20 protein-coding genes are annotated in these 17,901 nt (G+C 74.0%); 9 read left to right on the top strand and 11 right to left on the bottom strand.

The annotated features are described in order from the left end of the window. Positions 1 to 17: 17 nt before the first annotated feature. A complete protein-coding gene (locus tag OHB09_RS02225; RefSeq protein ID WP_006140484.1) occupies positions 18 to 284 on the bottom strand; it encodes a hypothetical protein in 267 nt (88 codons plus the stop codon). 247 nt (positions 285 to 531) lie between these two features. Between OHB09_RS02225 and OHB09_RS02230 the strand changes: the two genes are divergently transcribed. After that, complete coding sequence (locus OHB09_RS02230) at positions 532 to 717, top strand: hypothetical protein (RefSeq protein ID WP_328921534.1); 186 nt, start codon at positions 532 to 534, stop codon at positions 715 to 717. Between the two features lie 27 nt (positions 718 to 744). On the opposite strand, the gene OHB09_RS02235 is transcribed toward OHB09_RS02230, so the two are convergent. From OHB09_RS02235 to rpmG, 3 genes are all read right to left on the bottom strand, one after another. Beyond that, on the bottom strand, positions 745 to 1,494 hold the full coding sequence (locus OHB09_RS02235; RefSeq protein ID WP_328730072.1) for an SOS response-associated peptidase: 750 nt from the start codon (positions 1,492 to 1,494) through the stop codon (positions 745 to 747). Positions 1,495 to 1,654: 160 nt separating this feature from the next. Next, positions 1,655 to 1,915 (bottom strand): type B 50S ribosomal protein L31, encoded by a 261-nt coding sequence (locus OHB09_RS02240; protein ID WP_006140481.1) that lies wholly within the window; start codon positions 1,913 to 1,915, stop codon positions 1,655 to 1,657. 110 nt (positions 1,916 to 2,025) lie between these two features. After that, complete coding sequence (rpmG, locus tag OHB09_RS02245) at positions 2,026 to 2,190, bottom strand: 50S ribosomal protein L33 (protein ID WP_006140480.1); 165 nt, start codon at positions 2,188 to 2,190, stop codon at positions 2,026 to 2,028. 106 nt (positions 2,191 to 2,296) lie between these two features. On the opposite strand from rpmG, the gene OHB09_RS02250 reads away from it, so the two are divergent. Both OHB09_RS02250 and OHB09_RS02255 read left to right on the top strand, forming a co-directional pair. Beyond that, positions 2,297 to 2,830, top strand: coding sequence for a low molecular weight protein-tyrosine-phosphatase (locus tag OHB09_RS02250; protein ID WP_006140479.1), 534 nt, complete (start codon positions 2,297 to 2,299; stop codon positions 2,828 to 2,830). An 11-nt stretch (positions 2,831 to 2,841) separates the two neighbouring features. Continuing rightward, positions 2,842 to 3,735 (top strand): fructosamine kinase family protein, encoded by an 894-nt coding sequence (locus tag OHB09_RS02255; protein WP_328730070.1) that lies wholly within the window; start codon positions 2,842 to 2,844, stop codon positions 3,733 to 3,735. Positions 3,736 to 3,784: 49 nt separating this feature from the next. Here the strand turns inward: OHB09_RS02255 and OHB09_RS02260 are convergent, their stop codons facing one another. Both OHB09_RS02260 and OHB09_RS02265 read right to left on the bottom strand, forming a co-directional pair. Then, positions 3,785 to 4,546, bottom strand: a complete 762-nt coding sequence (locus OHB09_RS02260; protein WP_328730069.1) for an SDR family NAD(P)-dependent oxidoreductase — start codon at positions 4,544 to 4,546, stop codon at positions 3,785 to 3,787. A gap of 106 nt (positions 4,547 to 4,652) precedes the next feature. Beyond that, positions 4,653 to 5,792 carry an acyl-CoA dehydrogenase family protein gene (locus OHB09_RS02265; protein WP_328921535.1) on the bottom strand — a complete coding sequence of 380 codons (1,140 nt, stop codon included), beginning with the start codon at positions 5,790 to 5,792 and terminating at the stop codon, positions 4,653 to 4,655. An 81-nt stretch (positions 5,793 to 5,873) separates the two neighbouring features. On the opposite strand from OHB09_RS02265, the gene OHB09_RS02270 reads away from it, so the two are divergent. Continuing rightward, entirely contained in the window at positions 5,874 to 6,476 is a 603-nt protein-coding gene (locus OHB09_RS02270; protein WP_006140475.1) for a TetR/AcrR family transcriptional regulator, read from the top strand. A 131-nt stretch (positions 6,477 to 6,607) separates the two neighbouring features. On the opposite strand, the gene OHB09_RS02275 is transcribed toward OHB09_RS02270, so the two are convergent. From OHB09_RS02275 to OHB09_RS02290, 4 genes are all read right to left on the bottom strand, one after another. Next, positions 6,608 to 7,441 (bottom strand): SDR family NAD(P)-dependent oxidoreductase, encoded by an 834-nt coding sequence (locus OHB09_RS02275; protein WP_234527210.1) that lies wholly within the window; start codon positions 7,439 to 7,441, stop codon positions 6,608 to 6,610. Between the two features lie 209 nt (positions 7,442 to 7,650). Beyond that, positions 7,651 to 8,562: an ANTAR domain-containing protein gene (locus OHB09_RS02280; RefSeq protein ID WP_093590550.1), complete on the bottom strand. Its 912-nt coding sequence runs from the start codon at positions 8,560 to 8,562 to the stop codon at positions 7,651 to 7,653. A gap of 201 nt (positions 8,563 to 8,763) precedes the next feature. Next, entirely contained in the window at positions 8,764 to 9,243 is a 480-nt protein-coding gene (locus tag OHB09_RS02285) for an ATP-binding protein (protein ID WP_234527209.1), read from the bottom strand. A 73-nt stretch (positions 9,244 to 9,316) separates the two neighbouring features. Further along, entirely contained in the window at positions 9,317 to 9,946 is a 630-nt protein-coding gene (locus OHB09_RS02290) for a TetR/AcrR family transcriptional regulator (protein WP_234527208.1), read from the bottom strand. Between the two features lie 175 nt (positions 9,947 to 10,121). Between OHB09_RS02290 and OHB09_RS02295 the strand changes: the two genes are divergently transcribed. Beyond that, positions 10,122 to 10,751, top strand: coding sequence for an MSMEG_1061 family FMN-dependent PPOX-type flavoprotein (locus OHB09_RS02295; protein ID WP_167795105.1), 630 nt, complete (start codon positions 10,122 to 10,124; stop codon positions 10,749 to 10,751). Positions 10,752 to 10,821: 70 nt separating this feature from the next. Then, complete coding sequence (locus OHB09_RS02300) at positions 10,822 to 11,730, top strand: PDR/VanB family oxidoreductase (protein ID WP_234527207.1); 909 nt, start codon at positions 10,822 to 10,824, stop codon at positions 11,728 to 11,730. 27 nt (positions 11,731 to 11,757) lie between these two features. Here OHB09_RS02300 and OHB09_RS02305 read toward each other — a convergent pair whose 3' ends face one another. Further along, the gene (locus tag OHB09_RS02305) at positions 11,758 to 13,572 is read right to left on the bottom strand and encodes a helix-turn-helix domain-containing protein (RefSeq protein ID WP_006140468.1); all 1,815 of its coding nucleotides are present in this window, start codon (positions 13,570 to 13,572) and stop codon (positions 11,758 to 11,760) included. Positions 13,573 to 13,824: 252 nt separating this feature from the next. Here OHB09_RS02305 and OHB09_RS02310 point away from each other — a divergent pair, with 252 nt between their 5' ends. From OHB09_RS02310 to OHB09_RS02320, 3 genes are all read left to right on the top strand, one after another. After that, positions 13,825 to 15,270 (top strand): MFS transporter, encoded by a 1,446-nt coding sequence (locus tag OHB09_RS02310; protein ID WP_328730065.1) that lies wholly within the window; start codon positions 13,825 to 13,827, stop codon positions 15,268 to 15,270. A 73-nt stretch (positions 15,271 to 15,343) separates the two neighbouring features. Then, entirely contained in the window at positions 15,344 to 16,837 is a 1,494-nt protein-coding gene (locus OHB09_RS02315; RefSeq protein ID WP_191890287.1) for an AMP-binding protein, read from the top strand. A gap of 163 nt (positions 16,838 to 17,000) precedes the next feature. Beyond that, positions 17,001 to 17,858 (top strand): endonuclease/exonuclease/phosphatase family protein, encoded by an 858-nt coding sequence (locus OHB09_RS02320; protein ID WP_006140465.1) that lies wholly within the window; start codon positions 17,001 to 17,003, stop codon positions 17,856 to 17,858. Positions 17,859 to 17,901 lie beyond the last annotated feature (43 nt).

Genomic DNA, 17,901 nt, shown 5'->3' on the forward strand with positions numbered 1-17,901 from the left:
GACCGCCGGACCGGCGTTCAGGGGAGGTCGCCGTGCCAGTCGTAGCGGCGCGGATCCTCGGCGCGCGGGACGTACTGGGCGCGGCCGCCCGCGCCGAAGCGCCCTATCTCCGTGCGCAGCGCGACGCCGCCGCCCGGTGGGGAGGCGGGAGCGTCGGTGACGTCCAGGAGCAGGCCGTCCAGCGGGCCGCCCACCAGTTGTGCGTAGACGCGCCCGGGTCGCGGCCCTCCGTCCTCGGGGTCGGCGCCGTAGACCCTGCCGCGCATGAACTCCAGCTCATCCATACCGGGCAGCTTCGCATCCGCCACTGACAGTCACCCTCGGCCGCCCGCCGCCGCATGCACGGCCGACGGGCGGGAACCCGTGCGGGAAGGGCGCCGTACGCGGCGCCCGCCGAACGTCCCGCCACGAAAGGGGTTGCCCGTGACGTCCCGGGGGTCTTCGAGGTCATCGGCGCATTCGCGTCCCAGGTCGCAGGGCCGTGGCACGCCGCTCGGCACGCTCGAGCCCGGCACCCGGCAGGAGACGCAGTTGCGCCACCGTCTCGCCGACATCGCCTGGACGGCACTGTTCACCCTGCTCGTGCTGTGGTCCGTCTGGAGCGCGGTCGGCGCGGTGCGCGGCACGACGGCGTGGTCCTACTGCGCCGTGGCCTGCGCGCTGCTGGCGGTGACCGCCGTCCTGCGGGGGGCGGCACAGCGGCGCCGCAGCCGCTGACGGCCCCTCGACCACCGGGTGAGAGCCCTACCGGCCCACGGGCTCCAGCAGGTGCGGTCCGTTGTTGCGGACGTTGTTGACGGCGGTGGAGACCTCGCGGGCGTCGAGGTGGCCCCCGGCGGGCTGGGAGAGCAGCGCCCGCAGGGCCTCGGGGTCCTGGTGGGCGGGGTCGAGCCAGGCGTCGTAGTGCTCGGGGGTCAGGGCGAGCGGCATCCGGGGGTGGACGCGGCCGGCCGCGTCGGTCGCCTCGGTGGTGAGGATCGTGCAGGTCGTCAGCCAGGCGTCGGGGTCGTCCTCGTGGGCGACGGCGGGGTCGCGCCAGTACTCGTAGAGCCCGGCGAGCGCCATCACCCGGTCGTCCTCGGGATGGATGAAGTACGGCTGCTTGCGGGGCTTGCCGCCGCCCTCGGGAGTGATCTGCTGCCACTCGTAGAAGCCGTCGGCGGGCAGCAGGCAGCGGTGCCGCACGAAGGCGCGGCGGAAGGCCGGTTTCTCGTGGACGGTCTCCACGCGTGCGTTGATCATCCGTGCACCGATCTTGACGTCCTTCGCCCAGGAGGGCACGAGTCCCCAGCGCAGGGGGCGCAGTTGGCGTCGTACGGGCCCGGGGTCCTCCTCGCCCCCGGGACGCGGGGCGCGTTCCAGGACGGCCCAGACCCGGTCCGTCGGGGCGACGTTCCAGCTGGGGGCGAGCGTTTCCTCGGGGCGCACGTCGGTGACCTCGAAGAGTCGGGTCAGGTCCTCGGGACTCCTGGTGGAGGCGTAGCGGCCGCACATACCGCCACTCTGCCACGGCTGCCGCGGGTGGTGGGGCGGGTCGGCACGGGTCCGCCGGTTCCCGCTTCCGCGGGGCCGGGACGCACGTGGGCCCGGCCCCGCGGAAGCGGGAACCGGGCCGTGGGTGGCCGCCGGGGTGGTGCCCCGGCGGCTGGCCGGCTCAGCCGGTGGTGCGGCCTGCGCGGCCGTAGCGGCGCTCGAAGCGCTCGACGCGGCCGGCGGTGTCCACCACGCGCTGGGCGCCGGTGTAGAACGGGTGGCTCGCCGAGGAGATCTCGACGTCGACCAGCGGGTAGGTGTTCCCGTCCGTCCACTCGATCGTCTTCGACGTCCGGGCGGTGGAGGTGGTCAGGAACGCGGTGTCGGCGGCACGGTCGCGGAAGACGACCGGGCGGCTCTCGGGATGGATACCGGACCTCATGGTGTGTGCCTCCTCATGGCCGTACGGCGGGGCGGACGGCCGGTGGTGCGGTGCGGGACGCGGTGTTCGCCGGGCGCTCGGCCCTGGAGCGGCCCGCGTGCTCGCGAGTGCTAGCGCTCCTCGCGGAACAGGACGTGCTCCCCGGCCACGGCGTCGTACTTGCGCAGGACGAGCCGGTCGGGGTCGTTGCGGCGGTTCTTGCGGGTCACGTAGGTGACGCCCGTTCCCGCCGTGGACCTGAGCTTGACGACGGGGCGCAGGGTGCTGCGTGCCATGAGGGGCCTCCTTCCACCGACACCGCCCGGGATTGTCTCGGGCATGTCAGTCACATGGGGTCCAACACGGCACCCCCGCCGGGCATTCCCGCCGTACCCTGGCCCCGTGCATCTCTGTTTCGTCTGTACCGGGAACATCTGCCGCTCGCCCTCCGCCGCCCTCGTCCTCGCCGAACATCTGCGCCGGGCCGGGCTGGACGGGGCGGTCGAGGTCAGCAGTGCGGGGATCGAGCCCTGGCACGCCGGTGAGCCCATCGACGAGCGGTCCGGCGAGGTGCTGGCCCGGCACGGCTACCCGGTGGAGCACGTCGCCGCGCAGCTCGGTGCCGAGCACCTGGACGCCGACCTCTTCCTGGCGATGGACCGGGGCCACGAGAAGGCGCTGCGCCGCCTCGTCGCGGACCCCTCCCGCGTGCGGATGCTGCGCTCCTTCGCCCCGGACGCGAGCGGCGGCCTCGACGTGCCGGACCCGTACTACGGCGGGCCCGAGGGGTTCGAGGAGGTGCTGTCCCTGATCGAGGCGACGGTGCCGGGACTGCTCGCGCACGTGCGCGAGCGTCTCGACGCGGAGGCCGGGGCCGCCGACGGAACCGACACGGGTACGGGCCGCGGCCCGGGCGCCCGTCCCGGCGGCGCGTGACCGGCCGCCCCATGGCCGCACATGCCGCTCCCCCGTCCCCCGGCGGCCCCGACGAGACCCCCGAGGCGGTCGCCGCGCGGGTGACCGGGCGGTCCGTGACCGGCCGGCGGCGGCTGTCCGCGGGGGTCACGGAGGTCACGCTCGCCGCGGGCGGGTCGGTGATCGTCAAGCACGGTGAGGAGGCCCGCGCGGTGCGGGCCGAGGCGGCCGGGCTGCGCTGGCTGGCCGAGGCGGGCGCGGTCCCGGTGCCGGCCGTGCGCGGCGAGGAGGCGTACTGGCTGGTCACCGACCGGGTGTCCCCGGGCGAGCCCACAGCGGAGGCGGCCGAGCGCTTCGGCCGGGACCTGGCCGCCCTGCACGCGTCCGGGGCCGCCGCCTTCGGCGCGCCGCCGCCGGGCGGCCCGCGGGAGGCGTACATCGGGCGCGCCCCGATGCGCGACGTGCCCGGCGCGGAGTGGCCGCGCTGGTACGCCGAGCACCGGGTGCTGCCGTATCTGCGCCGCGCGGTCGACGAGGGCACCGTGGGGCCGGCCGAGGCGAGGCCTGTCGAGGAGGTGTGCGGGCGGCTGCCCGAGCTGGCCGGTCCCCCGGAGCCGCCCGCCCGGCTGCACGGCGACCTGTGGAACGGCAACGTGCTGTGGGGCGCCGACGGACGGGCCTGGCTGATCGACCCGGCCGCGCACGGCGGCCACCGGGAGACCGACCTGGCCATGCTCCGGTTGTTCGGCTGCCCCGGACTGGACCGGATCCTCGGCGCCTACCGGCAGGCGGCCCCGCTCGCCGAGGGGTGGCGCGACCGGATCGGCCTGCACCAGTTGTTCCCGCTCCTGGTGCACACGGTGCTGTTCGGGCGCGGCTACGCCGGGCAGGCCGTGGCGGCGGCCCGCTCGGCGCTGCGCGCCTGACCCGGGGTGGCCCGGACACCCCCGTGCCTCGGGGCTCCCCGGGCGCGGGTCACCGCGCCGCCATGCGCAGGGCGCCGTCCATCCGGATCGTCTCGCCGTTGAGGTAGTCGTGCTCGGCGACCATCGTGACCAGGCGGGCGTACTCCTCCGGGCGCGCGAGGCGCTGCGGGAAGGGGACGCTTCGGCCGAGCCCGGCGCGGACCTCCTCGCTGAAGCCCGCCATCATCGGGGTGTCCACGATGCCGGGCGCGATCGTGACGACGCGGATGCCGTACTGGGCGAGGTCCCGCGCCGCGGTGACCGTCATGCCCGCGACACCTGCCTTGGAGGCGGCGTAGGCGATCTGGCCGATCTGCCCCTCGTAGGCGGCGATCGAGGCCGTGTTGACGACGAGCCCCCGCTGCCCGTCCTCGTCGGGCTCCTGGGCGGCGAGGGCGGCCGCGGCCAGCCGCAGCACGTTGAAGGTGCCCACCAGGTTGACGTCGACGACCGTGCGGAAGAGGTCCAGGTCGTGCGGTCCCCTGCGGCCGACGAGCCGGGCGGAGGGCGCGATGCCGGCGCAGTTCACGGCGAGGCGCAGCATCGCCCCGTCGGCCTCGATCCGGTCGAGGGCGGCGCGCACCGGCGCCTCCTGGGTGACGTCGGCGGCGAGCAGGGTGACACCCTCGGGGAGGGCCCCGGCCTCCGCCACGGCCTTGTCGAGGTCGAGGCCGTAGACGGTGGCACCGCGGGCCGCGAGCGCGGCGGCGGTGGCGGCGCCGAGACCGGAGGCGGCACCGGTGACGAGGGCCGCGGTTCCTGCGAGCTTCATGAGGTCTTCCCACTCCTGAGGTGTGCGGACGCCCGGGGGCAGGCGGGCGTCCGGGGCGTAGGGGCGTCGGAGGTGTACGGGTGCCGGGGCGGCTGTCGCGGGATGGTCAGGCGGCCAGGCCGCGGCTGATGACCAGCCGCTGGATCTGGTTGGTGCCCTCGAAGATCTGCGTGATCTTGGCCTCCCGCATGTACCGCTCGACGGGGAAGTCGCGCGTGTAGCCGTATCCGCCGAGCACCTGGACGGCGTCGGTGGTGACCTTCATGGCGGCGTCGGTGGCGACCAGCTTGGCGACGCTCGCCTGTCGGCTGAAGGCGTGCCCCCGGTCCCGGCGGCGGGCCGCGTCGAGGTAGGTGGCGCGGGCCGAGTCGACGGCGGCGGTCATGTCGGCGAGCAGGAAGCCGAGGCCCTGGTGGTCGACGAGGCGACGGCCGAAGGTGGTGCGCTCGTTGGCGTAGTCGACGGCGACGGCGAGCGCGGCCTGGGCGAGGCCGGTGGCGCAGGCGGCGATGCCGAGCCGGCCGCAGTCCAGGGCGCTGAAGGCGATGGCCAGCCCCTGCCCCTCCGCGCCGATCAGCCGGTCCTTCTCGAGCAGGGCGCCGTCCCAGTGGGCGGCGGCGGTGGGCACGGCGTGCAGGCCCATCTTCCGCTCGGGCAGACCGAAGCTCAGTCCCTCGACGGCGCCGGGGGCGAGGAAGCAGGAGACGCCGTGCGGGCCGGGGGCGGTGCGGGCGAAGAGGGCGTAGAAGTCGGCCTTGCCGCCGTGGGTGATCCACGCCTTGGTGCCGGTGATCCGATAGCCCTCGGGGGTGGGCTCGGCCTTGCAGGTCAGGGCGGCCGCGTCGGAGCCGGCGCCGGGTTCGGAGAGGCTGTAGCCGCCGATCCGCTCGCCCGCCAGCATGGCGGGCAGCCAGCGCTCCTTCTGTTCCTCGGTGCCGTAGGCGTGCAGGGGGTGGCAGGCGAGGGTGTGGACGCTGGTGGCCACCGCGACGGACGCCCAGCGGGCGGCGAGTTCCTCCAGGACCTGGAGGTACACCTCGTAGGGCTGGCCTCCGCCGCCGTACTCCTCCGGGTAGACCAGGCCCAGCAGCCCGGCCTGGCCGAGGGTGGCGAACAGGCCCTCGGGATAGCTCTCGGCCCGCTCGTGCTCCTCGACGCGCGGGGCGAGTTCCTTGTCGGCGATCTCCCTGGTGAGGGCGATGAGGTCCGCGGCTTCGGGGGTGGGAAGCAGTCGGTCGACGTCCATGGCGACTCCTAGCGGTACTCCTGGTGGTACCAGAGTACCGCTTCACGTGTCGCCCGCCACTTCTCTTGGAATACTGGCCGGGTGATCGACACCTCGGCTGTGGACGGCCCCAGACCGACCGGGCGGGGCGCCGCGCGCCGCTCCGAGCTCTTCGACGAGCTGGTGGATCTCCTGGTGGCCGAGGGGTTCGCCCACTTCACGCTGGACGACCTGGCCGCCCGCCTGCACTGCTCCAAGCGCACCCTGTACGGCCTCGCCGGGAGCAAGGAGCAGCTCGTACGGACCGCCGTGGTGCACTTCTTCCGGCGGGCGACCGCCCACGTGGAGGGCGCGCTCGCGGCCGAGAGCGATCCCGCGCGCCGGCTCGCCGCCTATCTGGGCGCGGTCTCGGCGGAGCTGGCCCCGGCCTCGCCGCGCTTCTTCGACGACGTGGCCGCGTTCGAACCGGCTGCGGAGGTCTACGACCGCAATACGCGGGCCGCCGCGCAGCGCATACAGCAGCTCATCGACGAGGGCATGGCCTCGGGAGCCTTCCGCGAGGTCCACGTGGCGTTCGCCGCCGACGTGATCAGCTCGGTGATGGTGCGCATCCAGCGCCGCCAGGTGGCCGCCACCACCGGGCTGACCGACGCCCAGGCCTATGCCCACCTGGCGGAACTGCTGCTGCACGGCCTGGCCCGCTGAGCCGGACGGGGCGCTGCTCGCCCCCCGAGGGGAGGGAAGCCGGCGCCCGGTCTCCGGGGCCGGCAGCGCGGCGACCGCCGTCCCCGCCGGCCGGTGCCAGGTCGGGGCCCGGCGCGGTCGGGGGCCGGGGGTCAGGCCAGGGTGCCGCGCGACGCCGAGCGGATGGCGAGTTCGGCGGCCTCCAGGGTGACGACCGGGGAGGCGCCCTCGACCCCCGGCACGCAGACCACCGTGCCCTTCTCCAGGTCGCGCAGGGAGGCGTCGATCACCTCGCCCACGGGCATGCCGCCCTCCTCGTGCACCGCCTGTTCGCGCCCGGGCACCGGAGCCTCACCCCGCGAGAGGTGGAACTCGGTGGCCGTCAGGCCGGGGCACAGCACCTGGACGCGCAGCGGGGTGCCGCCGAGTTCCGCCGCGAGGGTGCGCGTGAAGGTGACCACGTATCCCTTGGAGCCGCCGTAGACCGCGCGTTCGGGCAGCGGACGCGGCGGCAGGGCGCCGGCGAAGGCGAGCTGGGAGGCGACGTTCACCACCGTGCCGCGGCCGTGCTCCAGCATGACCGGGACCGCCGCGCGGGTCAGCGCGGTCACGGCGAGGACGTTGACGTGCAGGACCTTGGCCATCAGGGCCGGTTCCAGCTCGGCGAAGGGGCCGTATCCGTTGATGCCCGCGTTGTTCAGCAGGAAGCCGACGTCCCCGCGCGCGACGCGTGCGGTCACCCGGGCCAGGCCGTCCGGCGAGGCGAGGTCGGCGACCAGGGGCTCGGCCTCGGTGCCGGTCTCCGCGCGAAGCCGGGCCGCCAGGTCCTCCAGGCGGTCGGCGCGCCGGGCCACCAGGACGGTGTCCCACCCGTCGGCGGCGAGGCGTTCGGCGTAGGCCGCGCCGATGCCGGAGGAGGCGCCCGTCACCAGTGCCGTACCGCGCCCCTCTTGCCCGCTCGTCCGTCCGTTCCCGCGTCCGTCCATCGGCTCGCCCTTCGCTGTGCCCGCTGACCGTGTGCTCGTGTGCTCGTCCCGGGTGTCCCCCTCGCCGCCGTGCCCCGCCCCGTGGCCCCGGGTCCCCTTCGTATCCCGGGTTCCTCCTCCGCCTCGGCCGACACTCCGGCCCCGGGACACCCGGCGCACGCACGGTCTCCGTGGCCCGCCGGGCGGTGCGGGTCAGCGGGCGGTGCGGGTCAGCGGGCGGTCCGGCCGAGGGCGTGCAGGTGTTCGAGTGCGTCGAGGACGACGGTGCGGCGGTGCCAGGACAGCCAGCGGCCCGCGGCGTCGCCGGTCTCCTGCAGCGCCCGGAGCTGGGCGTGGGTGAATCCGGCGAGCGGGCGGCTGTGGTGGGAGGAGGCGATGCCGAGGACCGAGCCGGCCCGGTTGACCAGGGGCACGCTGTGGCAGGCGCGGCTGCCGGCCTGGAGGATCGTCGCGCGGGACTCCTCGTCGAAGACGTCCGCGACGGCCACGTCCGGCACGGTCACCTGGCGGCGCTCCTCCGCGGCCTCGGAGCAGGAGGTGGTGTGCCCCTCGACGAAGGCGAAGAAGTCGGTGAACCGGCGGTTCAGCCCGGTGTGCTTCTCCATGCGCAGCACACCGCCCTCCACCAGTTGGACGTTGCCCATCCCGGCCTGTGTGACGTCCAGTACCCGGCGCAGCACCCCGGACAGGACGGCGCCGTGGCTGGAGCGGTCGGCGGGGGCCACTCGGACGCCCGGCAGCGGGGGCGGGCTGTAGCGGGCGCGGCCGGGGAACCAGGCGGTGGCGTCGTGGTCGGGGGCCGGGGTGCGCACGAGCGCGTCGGCGAGCGTGTGCAGCTTGATGTTGCTGCGCTGCGAGGCCTCCCGCAGCAGGGTGAACGCCGTGGCGGGGTCGGGCAGCCGGTAGCGCTCCATCAGGATGCCCTGGGCCAGGGTGATGCCGGGGTGGGCGTGCAGCCGGTTGCGCAGTTCGGTCGTGCGGCGCAGCAGTTCGGCGTTCTCCCGCCGGAGGGCCTCCAGGCCGGTCTCGCGTGCGGGGAGGGAATCCTCGGGAACAGCGGTGGTCTCGGCGTTCCGGCCGCCCATGTCGCGCAACGGTGGATACTCCGGTTCCTGGCTCATACGGGGGTGCTCCTGGGGTGAAACTCGGCAGGCGAGGACATGACCACGGGGCACCGCGCCCGGTGCGACCGGTCGCCCGGACACTCCGGGCATGCCTGCTTCCCAAGCACCTGCGGCGCACCTACCCCGGCTCGCGCTCCGCACTCCGCACGCTGCGCGCCCCTGCCCGCGGCACCGGGCGGCCACGAACGGCGGCGCCGCTCACCGCGGCGCACCGTCGGACTCCGCTCCGGTCGGCTCGTCGAGGTAGGAGATCAGGGCGGTGACCCGCTTGCCGACGGCCTCGCGGCGAATGCGGAGGTCCTCCGCCAGCGCGTGCACGATCTCCAGACCGTGCTGGCCCACCCGTCCGGGGTCCGCCGCCCTGGCCGTGGGCAGCGCCGGGTCGCTGTCCCAGACGGCCACCTCGACCATGTCGCCGACGATCCCCAGGCTCAGCACCACCGGTCCGGGCGCGTACTTCCTGGCGTTGGTGACCAGTTCGCTGACGACGAGCTGGGTGATGTCCAGCGCCCGTTGGGCGATCGGCAGCGCGTAGTCGGTGCGCGCCGAGGTGAGGAAGTCGGCGGCGAGCCGCCGGGCGTCCGCGATGGAGGCCGACGCACCGTCCAGAGCGGCGGAGGTCCGTGGGAGACCACCGCCCGACGCCGTGCCGTCCTCGTCGCCGGGTACCGCTTCCATACAGGCCGCCTTCGTTGCCCCCATCACGCGCTCGCACATACCCCCGAAACCCGGTGGACACGCCTGTGACACATCACACTGCCCCGCCGCCCGTGGCATAGCGGGTGACCATGGCGACGAGTTCGTTCTCCAGCCGGCCGGCCTCGACGGGGTCAGGGGCGGCGGTGAGCTGGTGGACGAGGAGTTCGACCGTGGCGACGATGAGCCGGGCCGCGACATGGGTGTCCCGCACGCGGGCGTCGGGGTGCCGGGTGAGGAGTTCCTCGACGTAGGCGACGCGCTCCCTCTCGTAGCGGGAGACCCGCTCCAGCACCTCCGAGGCCCGGGGTGCCTGCTCGGCCATCACCTGCAGCAGGTGCGGATCGTCCCGGTGGTTGTCGATCACGATGCGCACGTGGGCGCGGAAGATGCCCTCCAGGGTGCCGGGGAGGGTCTCCTCCCGCAGGCGTTCCAGCGCCTGGCGCCCCTCGTCGAGGTGGCGGGTCACGAGCTCCAGCAGGATCGCGTCCTTGTTCGGGTAGTACTGGTAGAGCGAGCCGATGGAGACGCGGGCCCGCTCGGCGATCCGGTTGGTGGTCCCGGCGGCGTAGCCCATCTCGCCGAAAACGTGAGCAGCGGCGTCGAGGATGCGCTGCCGGGTGAGCTCGGCCCGGGCCTGGCGGGGCTGTTTACGTGGGTGGATCCGGCGTCGGTCCGAGGTCACGGTACCTCCTGGGCGGGGCGTGGAACGCGAGTGGCGGACGACCTGAACAATTGCTCACAATAGTGCCATGACCTGCGGCGCAGCGGTCCTCCACGAGGATCCGCGCCGCCGTCGGCGGGTGGGCGGGGCGGTACGGCTCCGCCCACCCGCCGACGCCCGCTGTGGAAGGAGCCTCATGGCGCACACCCGCACCCGCCCCCGGCCGCTCTCGCCCGAGCAGGTCCTCGCCCTGGTCGGCGAGCCCGAGCCGATGGTCAAGAACAAGATCATCGACCACATCGACGAGCAGTACCACCGCTTCATCGCGCACTCGCCCTTCCTGACGATGGCGACGTCCGACGCGGCCGGCAACGCCGACTGCTCCCCGCGCGGCGACTACCCGGGCTTCGTGAAGGTCCTGGACGCGCACACGCTCGCCATCCCCGACCGGCCCGGCAACAGGATCGCCGACAGCTTCCGGAACCTCGCCGAGAACGACGGCATAGGGCTGCTGTTCCTCATCCCCGGCATGCGGGAGACCCTGCGGGTCAACGGCCGCGCCTATCCCACCGACGAGCCCGAGGTGCTCGCCCGGCTGCAGGCCGAGGGCCGCACGCCCCGGCTGGCGATCGTCGTGCGGGTGGAGCAGGCGTACGCGCACTGCGGGCGCGCGCTCGTCCGCTCCCGGCTGTGGGATCCGGCGAGCCGGGCCCTGGCGGAGGAGATGCCGACGCCCGGGGAGATGCTCACCGCCCAGCTCTCGCTCGACATCGACCCCCGGGTGATCGACGAGGGCCTCGAAGAGGCCTACCGGAAGCTGTACTGAGATGCCGCCGACCACGCCACCGACCGTGCCCCCGCTCCCTTCCCCGACCGACGGACAAGGCGGAACACCGATGCAGCGAACCCTCCTGGAGCGGGTGGAGCCGCTCGCCCGGGACGTCGTCTCCCTCGTCCTGCGCGGGGCCGAGGGCCCGCTCGCGCCCTGGGAGCCGGGGGCCCACGTCGACCTGCGGCTGCCGAACTGGCTGACCCGGCAGTACTCGCTGTGCGGGGACCCGGCGGACCGGGACACCTACCGCGTCGCGGTGCGGCACGAGCGGCTCAGCCGGGGCGGTTCGGAGTACGTCCACCGGTTCCTGCGCGCGGGCCGGCCCCTTGAGGTGTCGCTGCCCCGCAACAACTTCCCGCTGCTGCCCGCGCCGGAGTACCTGTTCCTGGCCGGGGGCATCGGCATCACCCCGCTGCTGCCGATGCTGCGGGCCGCCGTCGGGGCGGGGACGCCGTGCTCCCTGGTGTACGCGGGCGGGTCGGCCGCCTCCATGCCCTTCCTGGAGGAGGTGCGCTCCCTGGCCGGCGACCGGGTGGACATCCTCGCCACCGGGGAGCGTGGCCGGCCCGACCTGGCCCGCCACGCCGCCGCGCTCGGCCCGGACACCCTCGTCTACTGCTGCGGTCCCGCGCCGATGCTGCGCGCGGCCGAGGCAGTGTTCCCCGCCGGGCGGCTGCACGTGGAGCGCTTCCGCCCCGAGGCCCGCGGGTTCGCTCCCGACGCCCCGTTCGAGGTGGAGTGCGCCCGCTCAGGCGGCACGCTGCGGGTACCGGCGGACGAGTCGCTGCTCGACGTGCTCCGGCACGCGGGGCACGCGGTGCCCTCCAGCTGCCGCGAGGGTGTCTGCGGAAGCTGCGAGATCACCGTGCTCGACGGCGAACCCGAGCACCGCGACGAACTCGGCGCCCCCGCCGGGCGCATGTATCCATGTGTGTCCCGCGCGCTGTCCCCGCGGCTCGTCGTGGACCTGTGACCCACCGCCGCGGCTCGGCGGTCCCGCTCACCCGGCGGGCCCGGAGGCCGACCGGTCCAGCGAGGCCCGCAGTTGGTGGAGCCGGACCGCCAGGTGCAGGCGCAGCGCGGAGTCCGGGGAGCGCCAGTCCTCGCCGAGCAGCACACCGATCCGGTGCAGCCGCTTCAGCAGCGTGTTCATGTGCACGTGCAGCGCGTCGGCCGTCCGGCGCAGATTGCCGGACTGGGCGAAGTAGGCGGCGGTCGTGGCCACCAGGTCGGTGGCGCGCCGCCGGTCGTAGTCGAGGAGCACGCCGAGCTCGTCGGTGAGGAACCGGTCGAGGTCGTGGGCGCGTTGGGGGTCGAAGACGAGGGCGTACATCGCGTACTGGCGGGTCGTCGCCCCGCGGTCCTCCTCCCCCAGCGCGCGCATCACCTCCACGCACCGCTGGGCCAGCGAGAAGGAGCGGGAGCGTTCCTCCCCCGTGACCCGGTCGGCGACCAGCAGCAGGGGCGCCCCGAGGGCGCGGCGCAGCCCCTGGTGGAGGGCGCGGGCCGCCTCCTCGACGTCCTCGGCGCGCAGCAGCATCGTCGCCCGGCCGAGGTACTCCCCCGCGAGCCCCGACCACTCGGGCGAGACGGCGTTGAGGCGGCGCACCACGTCGCTCGCGGGTCTGCCGGGGCAGTCGGCGACGAGGAGGACGTCGAGGTGGTCCACGTCGACACCGCGGGCCAGTGCCCGCTCGCGGTGGGCCGGGTGCAGGGGGGCGCGGGCGAGCAGCTCGGTGAGCAGTTCGCCGCGCACGCGTTCCTCCGCCTCGACGCGGGCGTCGCGCATGAGGACCAGCAGGCCCATGATCTGGGCCGCGCGTTCCAGCATGCGGATGTCCGCCGGGTCCGGTGCGGCGCTCCGGGCCAGGGACAGCGAGCCGAGGTGGCTGCCGCCCGCGTGGACGGCAGCCACGCTGCGCACCACCCCGTCAGCGCCTCGCGCGGAGGCGCAGCGTCCGGTGCTGCGGGCCTCCTCCAGGAGTTCCCGGACGGGTTCCCGGTCCGGGTCGGCCGGCTGTCCCTCGGCGCACCGCACGGCGACGATCCGGTCGTCCCGGTCCAGGACGGTGACCGTGCCCCGCAGATGCTCGACGAGAAGTCGCGCGATGTCACCGGGTCCGCCGCCGGTCAGCACGACGTGGGTCAGTGCCTCGTGCACGGCGGCGGCCCGTTCCACGGAGGTGACCTGTTCCTCGATGGTGCGGTACGCCTCCCGCAGCCGGCGCAGGGAGACCCGGCTCTCCTCGTAGAGCCGGGCGTTGTCGAGGGCGATGGCGGCGTGGTCGGCGAAGGCGCTGAGGAGCGCCACCTCGTCCTTCTCGAAGGGGCGCTCGGTGCGGTCGGCGGCGAAGAGGACGCCGACGACCCTCTCGCCCACCAGGAGCGGCACGCCGAGCAGCGCGACGAGCCCCTCGTCGGGCACCAGGGAGTCGAACACGGGGCGGTGGCTGAGGACTTGGGCCTCGCGGTAGTTGCTCACCCAGAACGGGGCCCGTGACTCGATGACGCGGGCGCCGAGTCCGCCGCCCGGTGGCATCCACGCCGTGGAGAACTCGTGCGAGATGGTGCCGGCCGAGGCGCTCAGCTTGAGGTTGCCCTCCGCGTCCAGCAGGGAGAGGTAGGCGATGTCGCTGCCGATCAGCTCGTGGGCGTGCCGGACGATCGTGGCGAGCACCTCGCCCACCTCGCCGAGCGCTGCCAGTGAGCGGGCCGTGGCGTACAGGCTGCTCAGTTCGCGCTCGCGGCGCAGCCGGTAGGAGACGAGTTCACCGTGGTCCCGGGCGCCGTCCGCGCCCGCTTCGCTCTGCGCCATCTGTGTCCCTGTCGGTGTGCACGCGAGGAAGCGTGGTGGGCGGACCGGCCCGGGGTGGAGGAGGCTCACACCACGAGTCGGCGACAAGTGTACGTACGTTCCATCCTGCGGAGCCCTCGCCCGGCCCTACTCTCAGCCCACGCGGACGGTTGTGATGCGGGTCGCAGCCGCCCGTCGACAGCAGCGGCGCCCGGCGGCCGGCGGGCGAACGTCCCTCGCTCATCCCTTCCTCACCCCAGGGGGCACCCACCCATGACTTCCTCCGCTCACGCACACCTCCCCGACAGCGACAGCGACAACGACAGCGGCCCCGACCTCGACCGCGAAGGCGGCGCCGGCGCCGTCCCCGGCGCCGCGCCCCCATCCGTCGACGAGCGACGCGCCCACCGCAAACTGCTCGCCGCGGGCCTGCTGGGCAGTTCGATCGAGTGGTACGACTTCTTCCTCTACGGCACGGCGGCGGCGCTCGTCTTCCCGGACGTCTTCTTTCCGCACTCCTCCGCACTCACCGGCACCCTGCTGTCCTTCAGCACCTTCTGGGCCGGGTTCGTGGCCCGTCCGCTCGGCGGGCTCCTCGCCGGTCACTTCGGAGACAAGTACGGCCGCAAGCCCACCGTCGTGGTCTGTCTCGTCGGCATGGCGCTCGCCACGTTCCTGATCGGCTGCCTGCCGAGCGCCGGAGCCGTCGGTGTCCTCGCCCCGGTCCTGCTGGTCCTGCTGCGTTTCGCGCAGGGCATCGCGGCGGGCGGCCAGTGGGGCGGGATCGCGCTGCTCCTGACGGAGTCGGCGGGCCCCAAACGGCGCGGGTTCGCGGGCACGTTCGGCCAGACCAGCGTGCCGGTGGCGGTCATCATCTCCACCCTGATCTTCACCTCGGTCAGCGCCTCCATGTCGGAGCACGCCCTGATCGACTGGGGCTGGCGCATCCCGTTCCTGCTCAGCGCGGTGATGTTCCCGGTGGTGCTGTACATCCAGCGCAGGGTGGAGGACACCCCGGACTTCCGCAGGCTGCGGGAGAAGGCGGCGCGGAAGCAGGGGGAGGCCGTGGTGCGGGCGCCGCTGGCGGAGGCCGTGCGCCGCAACTGGCGCACCATCCTGCTCGCCTGCGGCACGCTGTCCGCCACCAACAGCCTGTTCTACGTCAGCATCACCGGCCTGCTCAGCTACGGCACCAAGACGCTGGACATGAACCGCAACTCCCTGCTGACGGCCACCCTGCTGAGCGCGGTCGTGATGACGGCGTTCCTGCCGTACACGGGGAAGCTGTCGGACCGCTACGGCCGGCGCACGCTGATCCTGATCGGCGGACTGGGCGTGGTGGCCTGGGCGTTCCCCTACTTCGCACTGGTGGGAACGGCCTCGGCACCGATGATCTTCATCGCGGTCGCGGTCGGCTTCGTCTTCCAGGGGCTGACCTACGGCCCGATGGCGGCCTACTTCGGTGAGCTGTTCGCGCCGAACGTCCGCTACTCCGGGGCCTCCCTGTCCTATCAGCTCTCCGCCATCGTCGTCAGCGGCAGCACCCCGGTCCTGATGACCTGGCTGATCGCGAAGACGGACAGCACGGTGCTGGTCGCGGCGTTCATCGCGCTGATGGGCGCGATCACCTTCGTCTGCGCCTGGTTCCTGCCGGAGACCAACACCGCGGAGGTGCGCCGGGATCCCGAGGCGCTCCCCGGGGCGCATCTGTACCGCTGACACACGGCCGGGCACCGGCGTCCTCGGTGTCCGGCCGGTTCCGAACGACTCCGAAAGACAGGAGACGGCACATATGTTCACCCCTGAACCCGGATTCCCGCTCGGTGACATCCCCGGGGAGTACGCGGCGGAGCGCCCGGAGGCGGTCGCGGTGCGGGCGGAGGACGAGGAGCTGACCTGGGACGGGCTGTACCGGGCGAGCAACGCGGTGGCGCGCGGCCTGAAGCGCTCCGGCGTCGGCCCCGGGCGGATCGTCCCGCTGATGCTCCCCAACGGCGTGGACGTCATCGTGGCGGCCTTCGCCTGCCTGAAGATCGGGGCCGTTCCGCAGCCGCTCTCGACCCGGCTCGCGCCGCCCGAGGAGCAGGCCGTCCTGGAACTGTCCGATCCGGTGGTGGTCCTCGGCCGGGAGGAGGGCACGCCGGTGGGCGACAGCCGGTCCCGGACCACCACCGTGGCCGCGTTGCGCCGGCTCGGCGGCTCGGAGGACGGGCTGCCGACGGTGGTCGGCCCCTCGTGGAAGGCGCCGACGTCCGGGGGCTCCACCGGGCGGCCGAAGATCATCCTCTCGGGTTCCTCGGGCACCTTCCACGCCTTCGACAGCGAGGCATGGGGCATCGGCGCCCGGCAGCGGGCGCTCATCACCGCGCCGGTCCACCACAACGCGCCGTTCTCCACGGCCATGACGGTCCTGTTCAACGGCGGCACGGTCACCCTGCTCGGAAGATTCGACGCGGAACGGGTGCTGGCGGAGGTGGAACGCCACGCGATCACCTGGATGTACCTGGTGCCGACGATGATGCGGCGCATCCTGGCCCTGCCCGGGGCGACACGTCGTCACTACGACCTGTCCTCGCTGGTGTCGGTGTGGCACTGCGCCGAACCCTGCCCGCCGGCGATCAAGCAGGCGTGGATCGACTGGCTCGGCGCGGAGCGGATCTTCGAGCTCTACGCCGGGACCGAGGCGCAGGCCGGGTGCACGATCTCCGGCCCCGAGTGGCTGGAGCACCGCGGCTCGGTGGGCCGCCCGACCTGGGGCGAGATCAAGATCGTGGCGCTGGACGGGACCCCGGTCACCGAGTCCGGCCGCAGCGGTGAGGTCTTCATGCGGGTCCCGCCGGGCAATCCGCCCGCCTTCCGCTACCTGGGCGCACAGGTGAAGGAGGTCGAGGGGTGGTCGACGCTCGGTGACATCGGCGAGTTCGACGCCGAGGGCTACCTGTATCTGCACGACCGGCGTTCGGACATGCTGCTGGTGGGCGGGGTGAACGTCTACCCCGCCGAGATCGAGGGCGCCCTCGCCGAGCACCCCGAGGTGCTCTCCAGCGCGGTGATCGGACTGCCGGACGCGGACCGCGGCAACCGGATCCACGCCATCGTCCAGGTGGAGGAGGGGTCCACGGCGACGGCCGAGGAGATCGGCTCGTTCCTGAGCGGCCGGCTCTCCCCGCACAAGCGGCCCCGGTCGATCGAGCTCGTCGACACTCCGCTGCGCAGCCCGGCGGGCAAGATCAGGCGCTCCGCCCTGCGCGCCGAACGGCTGGCGGGGGCCGAGGCGGCCTCCTGACGGAACCGTGCGGAGGGGCGGCGGCCGCCCTGCCGTCCCCCTCGCACGTTCCGGACGCTCGCCCCCGCCCGCGTCCCGGGGCCCTCTACGATGTCCGGGGCACGGACCGCGAGCGGGACCGCCCGGCCGTCCCCGCCGGGTCCGTCCGGACGAGGAGGCGAGGGTGCGGGCGAAGGGCACATGGCTGTTCGTGGGCGCCGTCGTCGCGGTGTGGATCGCGGTGGCGGGCCCCGGGTTCCCGCACGGTGACGCCTCCGCCGGGCCGAAGCCGGGGGCGACCGGCCGCGAGGCCGTGCCGAACCGGGTCATGACGTGGAATTTGTGCAACCCGTGCAAGAGCGGGGACGCCGACCTGGCGGCGGAGATCGCCGCCTCGGCACCCCAGGTCGTCGGTCTCCAGGAGTCGTGCACGGGCCAGGTGGAGCGGATCCGCACTCTTCTGAGGAACCGTCACGGCCTCGACTACCACGTCGAGTACGGGACCGTCCTGCACCGGTGGGGCCGCTGCGGAGGGGCGCCGTGGAAGCCGGGCGGCTACGGCGAGGCCATCCTCTCGGCGGCGCCGATGACCGACGCCGTCGCCGTGGAGTATCCCGACGGCGGGTCCGAGGACCGCGGATACATGGCGGTCACGACCACGGTGGGCGGGCGGGAGCTCAGGGTGTTCAACACGCATCTCGCCGAGCGTCGCCAGGAGTCGGTGCGGGCGAAGCAGGTGGACGTCCTCGCGAAGGTGGTCGCCCGCTACGACCGGGCGGTCGTCATGGGCGACTTCAACGCGGTGCCGTACGCCGCCGAACTCGACGCGATGTGGCCGCTGGTGAAGGATGCCGACCCGCGGTGCGGTCCCTCGGCCGGCGGCGCCTGCGAGCCCACCACCGACTGGCACAGCAGGTTCGACTACGTCTTCCTGCGCGGCGTCGGGGCGAGCGGCCACCGGGTCCGGGCAAGTACCCACTCCGACCACCACATGCTGTACGCCGACCTGACTCCCGCCGGGGGCGCCCAGCGGCGCCGATGAGCTCCCCCCGGCCGAACTCCCCCGCTGCCGGGGTGGGTTCGGC

Origin of the sequence: Streptomyces griseoaurantiacus (genome assembly GCF_036189845.1) — a bacterium.
Taxonomy (GTDB): Bacteria; Actinomycetota; Actinomycetes; order Streptomycetales; family Streptomycetaceae; genus Streptomyces; species Streptomyces griseoaurantiacus.

What these genes read in the sequence shown, in the direction of transcription:
- OHB09_RS02265 (WP_328921535.1), bottom strand. Translation starts at nt 5,792, where the DNA reads ATGGACGTCGACCGACTGCTTCCCACCCCCGAAGCCGCGGACCTCATC.
- OHB09_RS02240 (WP_006140481.1), bottom strand. Translation starts at nt 1,915, where the DNA reads ATGAGGTCCGGTATCCATCCCGAGAGCCGCCCGGTCGTCTTCCGCGAC.
- OHB09_RS02285 (WP_234527209.1), bottom strand. Translation starts at nt 9,243, where the DNA reads ATGGAAGCGGTACCCGGCGACGAGGACGGCACGGCGTCGGGCGGTGGT.
- OHB09_RS02300 (WP_234527207.1), top strand. Translation starts at nt 10,822, where the DNA reads ATGCAGCGAACCCTCCTGGAGCGGGTGGAGCCGCTCGCCCGGGACGTC.
- OHB09_RS02315 (WP_191890287.1), top strand. Translation starts at nt 15,344, where the DNA reads ATGTTCACCCCTGAACCCGGATTCCCGCTCGGTGACATCCCCGGGGAG.
- OHB09_RS02235 (WP_328730072.1), bottom strand. Translation starts at nt 1,494, where the DNA reads ATGTGCGGCCGCTACGCCTCCACCAGGAGTCCCGAGGACCTGACCCGA.
- OHB09_RS02305 (WP_006140468.1), bottom strand. Translation starts at nt 13,572, where the DNA reads ATGGCGCAGAGCGAAGCGGGCGCGGACGGCGCCCGGGACCACGGTGAA.
- OHB09_RS02295 (WP_167795105.1), top strand. Translation starts at nt 10,122, where the DNA reads ATGGCGCACACCCGCACCCGCCCCCGGCCGCTCTCGCCCGAGCAGGTC.
- OHB09_RS02260 (WP_328730069.1), bottom strand. Translation starts at nt 4,546, where the DNA reads ATGAAGCTCGCAGGAACCGCGGCCCTCGTCACCGGTGCCGCCTCCGGT.
- OHB09_RS02280 (WP_093590550.1), bottom strand. Translation starts at nt 8,562, where the DNA reads ATGAGCCAGGAACCGGAGTATCCACCGTTGCGCGACATGGGCGGCCGG.
- OHB09_RS02310 (WP_328730065.1), top strand. Translation starts at nt 13,825, where the DNA reads ATGACTTCCTCCGCTCACGCACACCTCCCCGACAGCGACAGCGACAAC.
- rpmG (WP_006140480.1), bottom strand. Translation starts at nt 2,190, where the DNA reads ATGGCACGCAGCACCCTGCGCCCCGTCGTCAAGCTCAGGTCCACGGCG.
- OHB09_RS02225 (WP_006140484.1), bottom strand. Translation starts at nt 284, where the DNA reads ATGGATGAGCTGGAGTTCATGCGCGGCAGGGTCTACGGCGCCGACCCC.
- OHB09_RS02275 (WP_234527210.1), bottom strand. Translation starts at nt 7,441, where the DNA reads ATGGACGGACGCGGGAACGGACGGACGAGCGGGCAAGAGGGGCGCGGT.
- OHB09_RS02255 (WP_328730070.1), top strand. Translation starts at nt 2,842, where the DNA reads ATGGCCGCACATGCCGCTCCCCCGTCCCCCGGCGGCCCCGACGAGACC.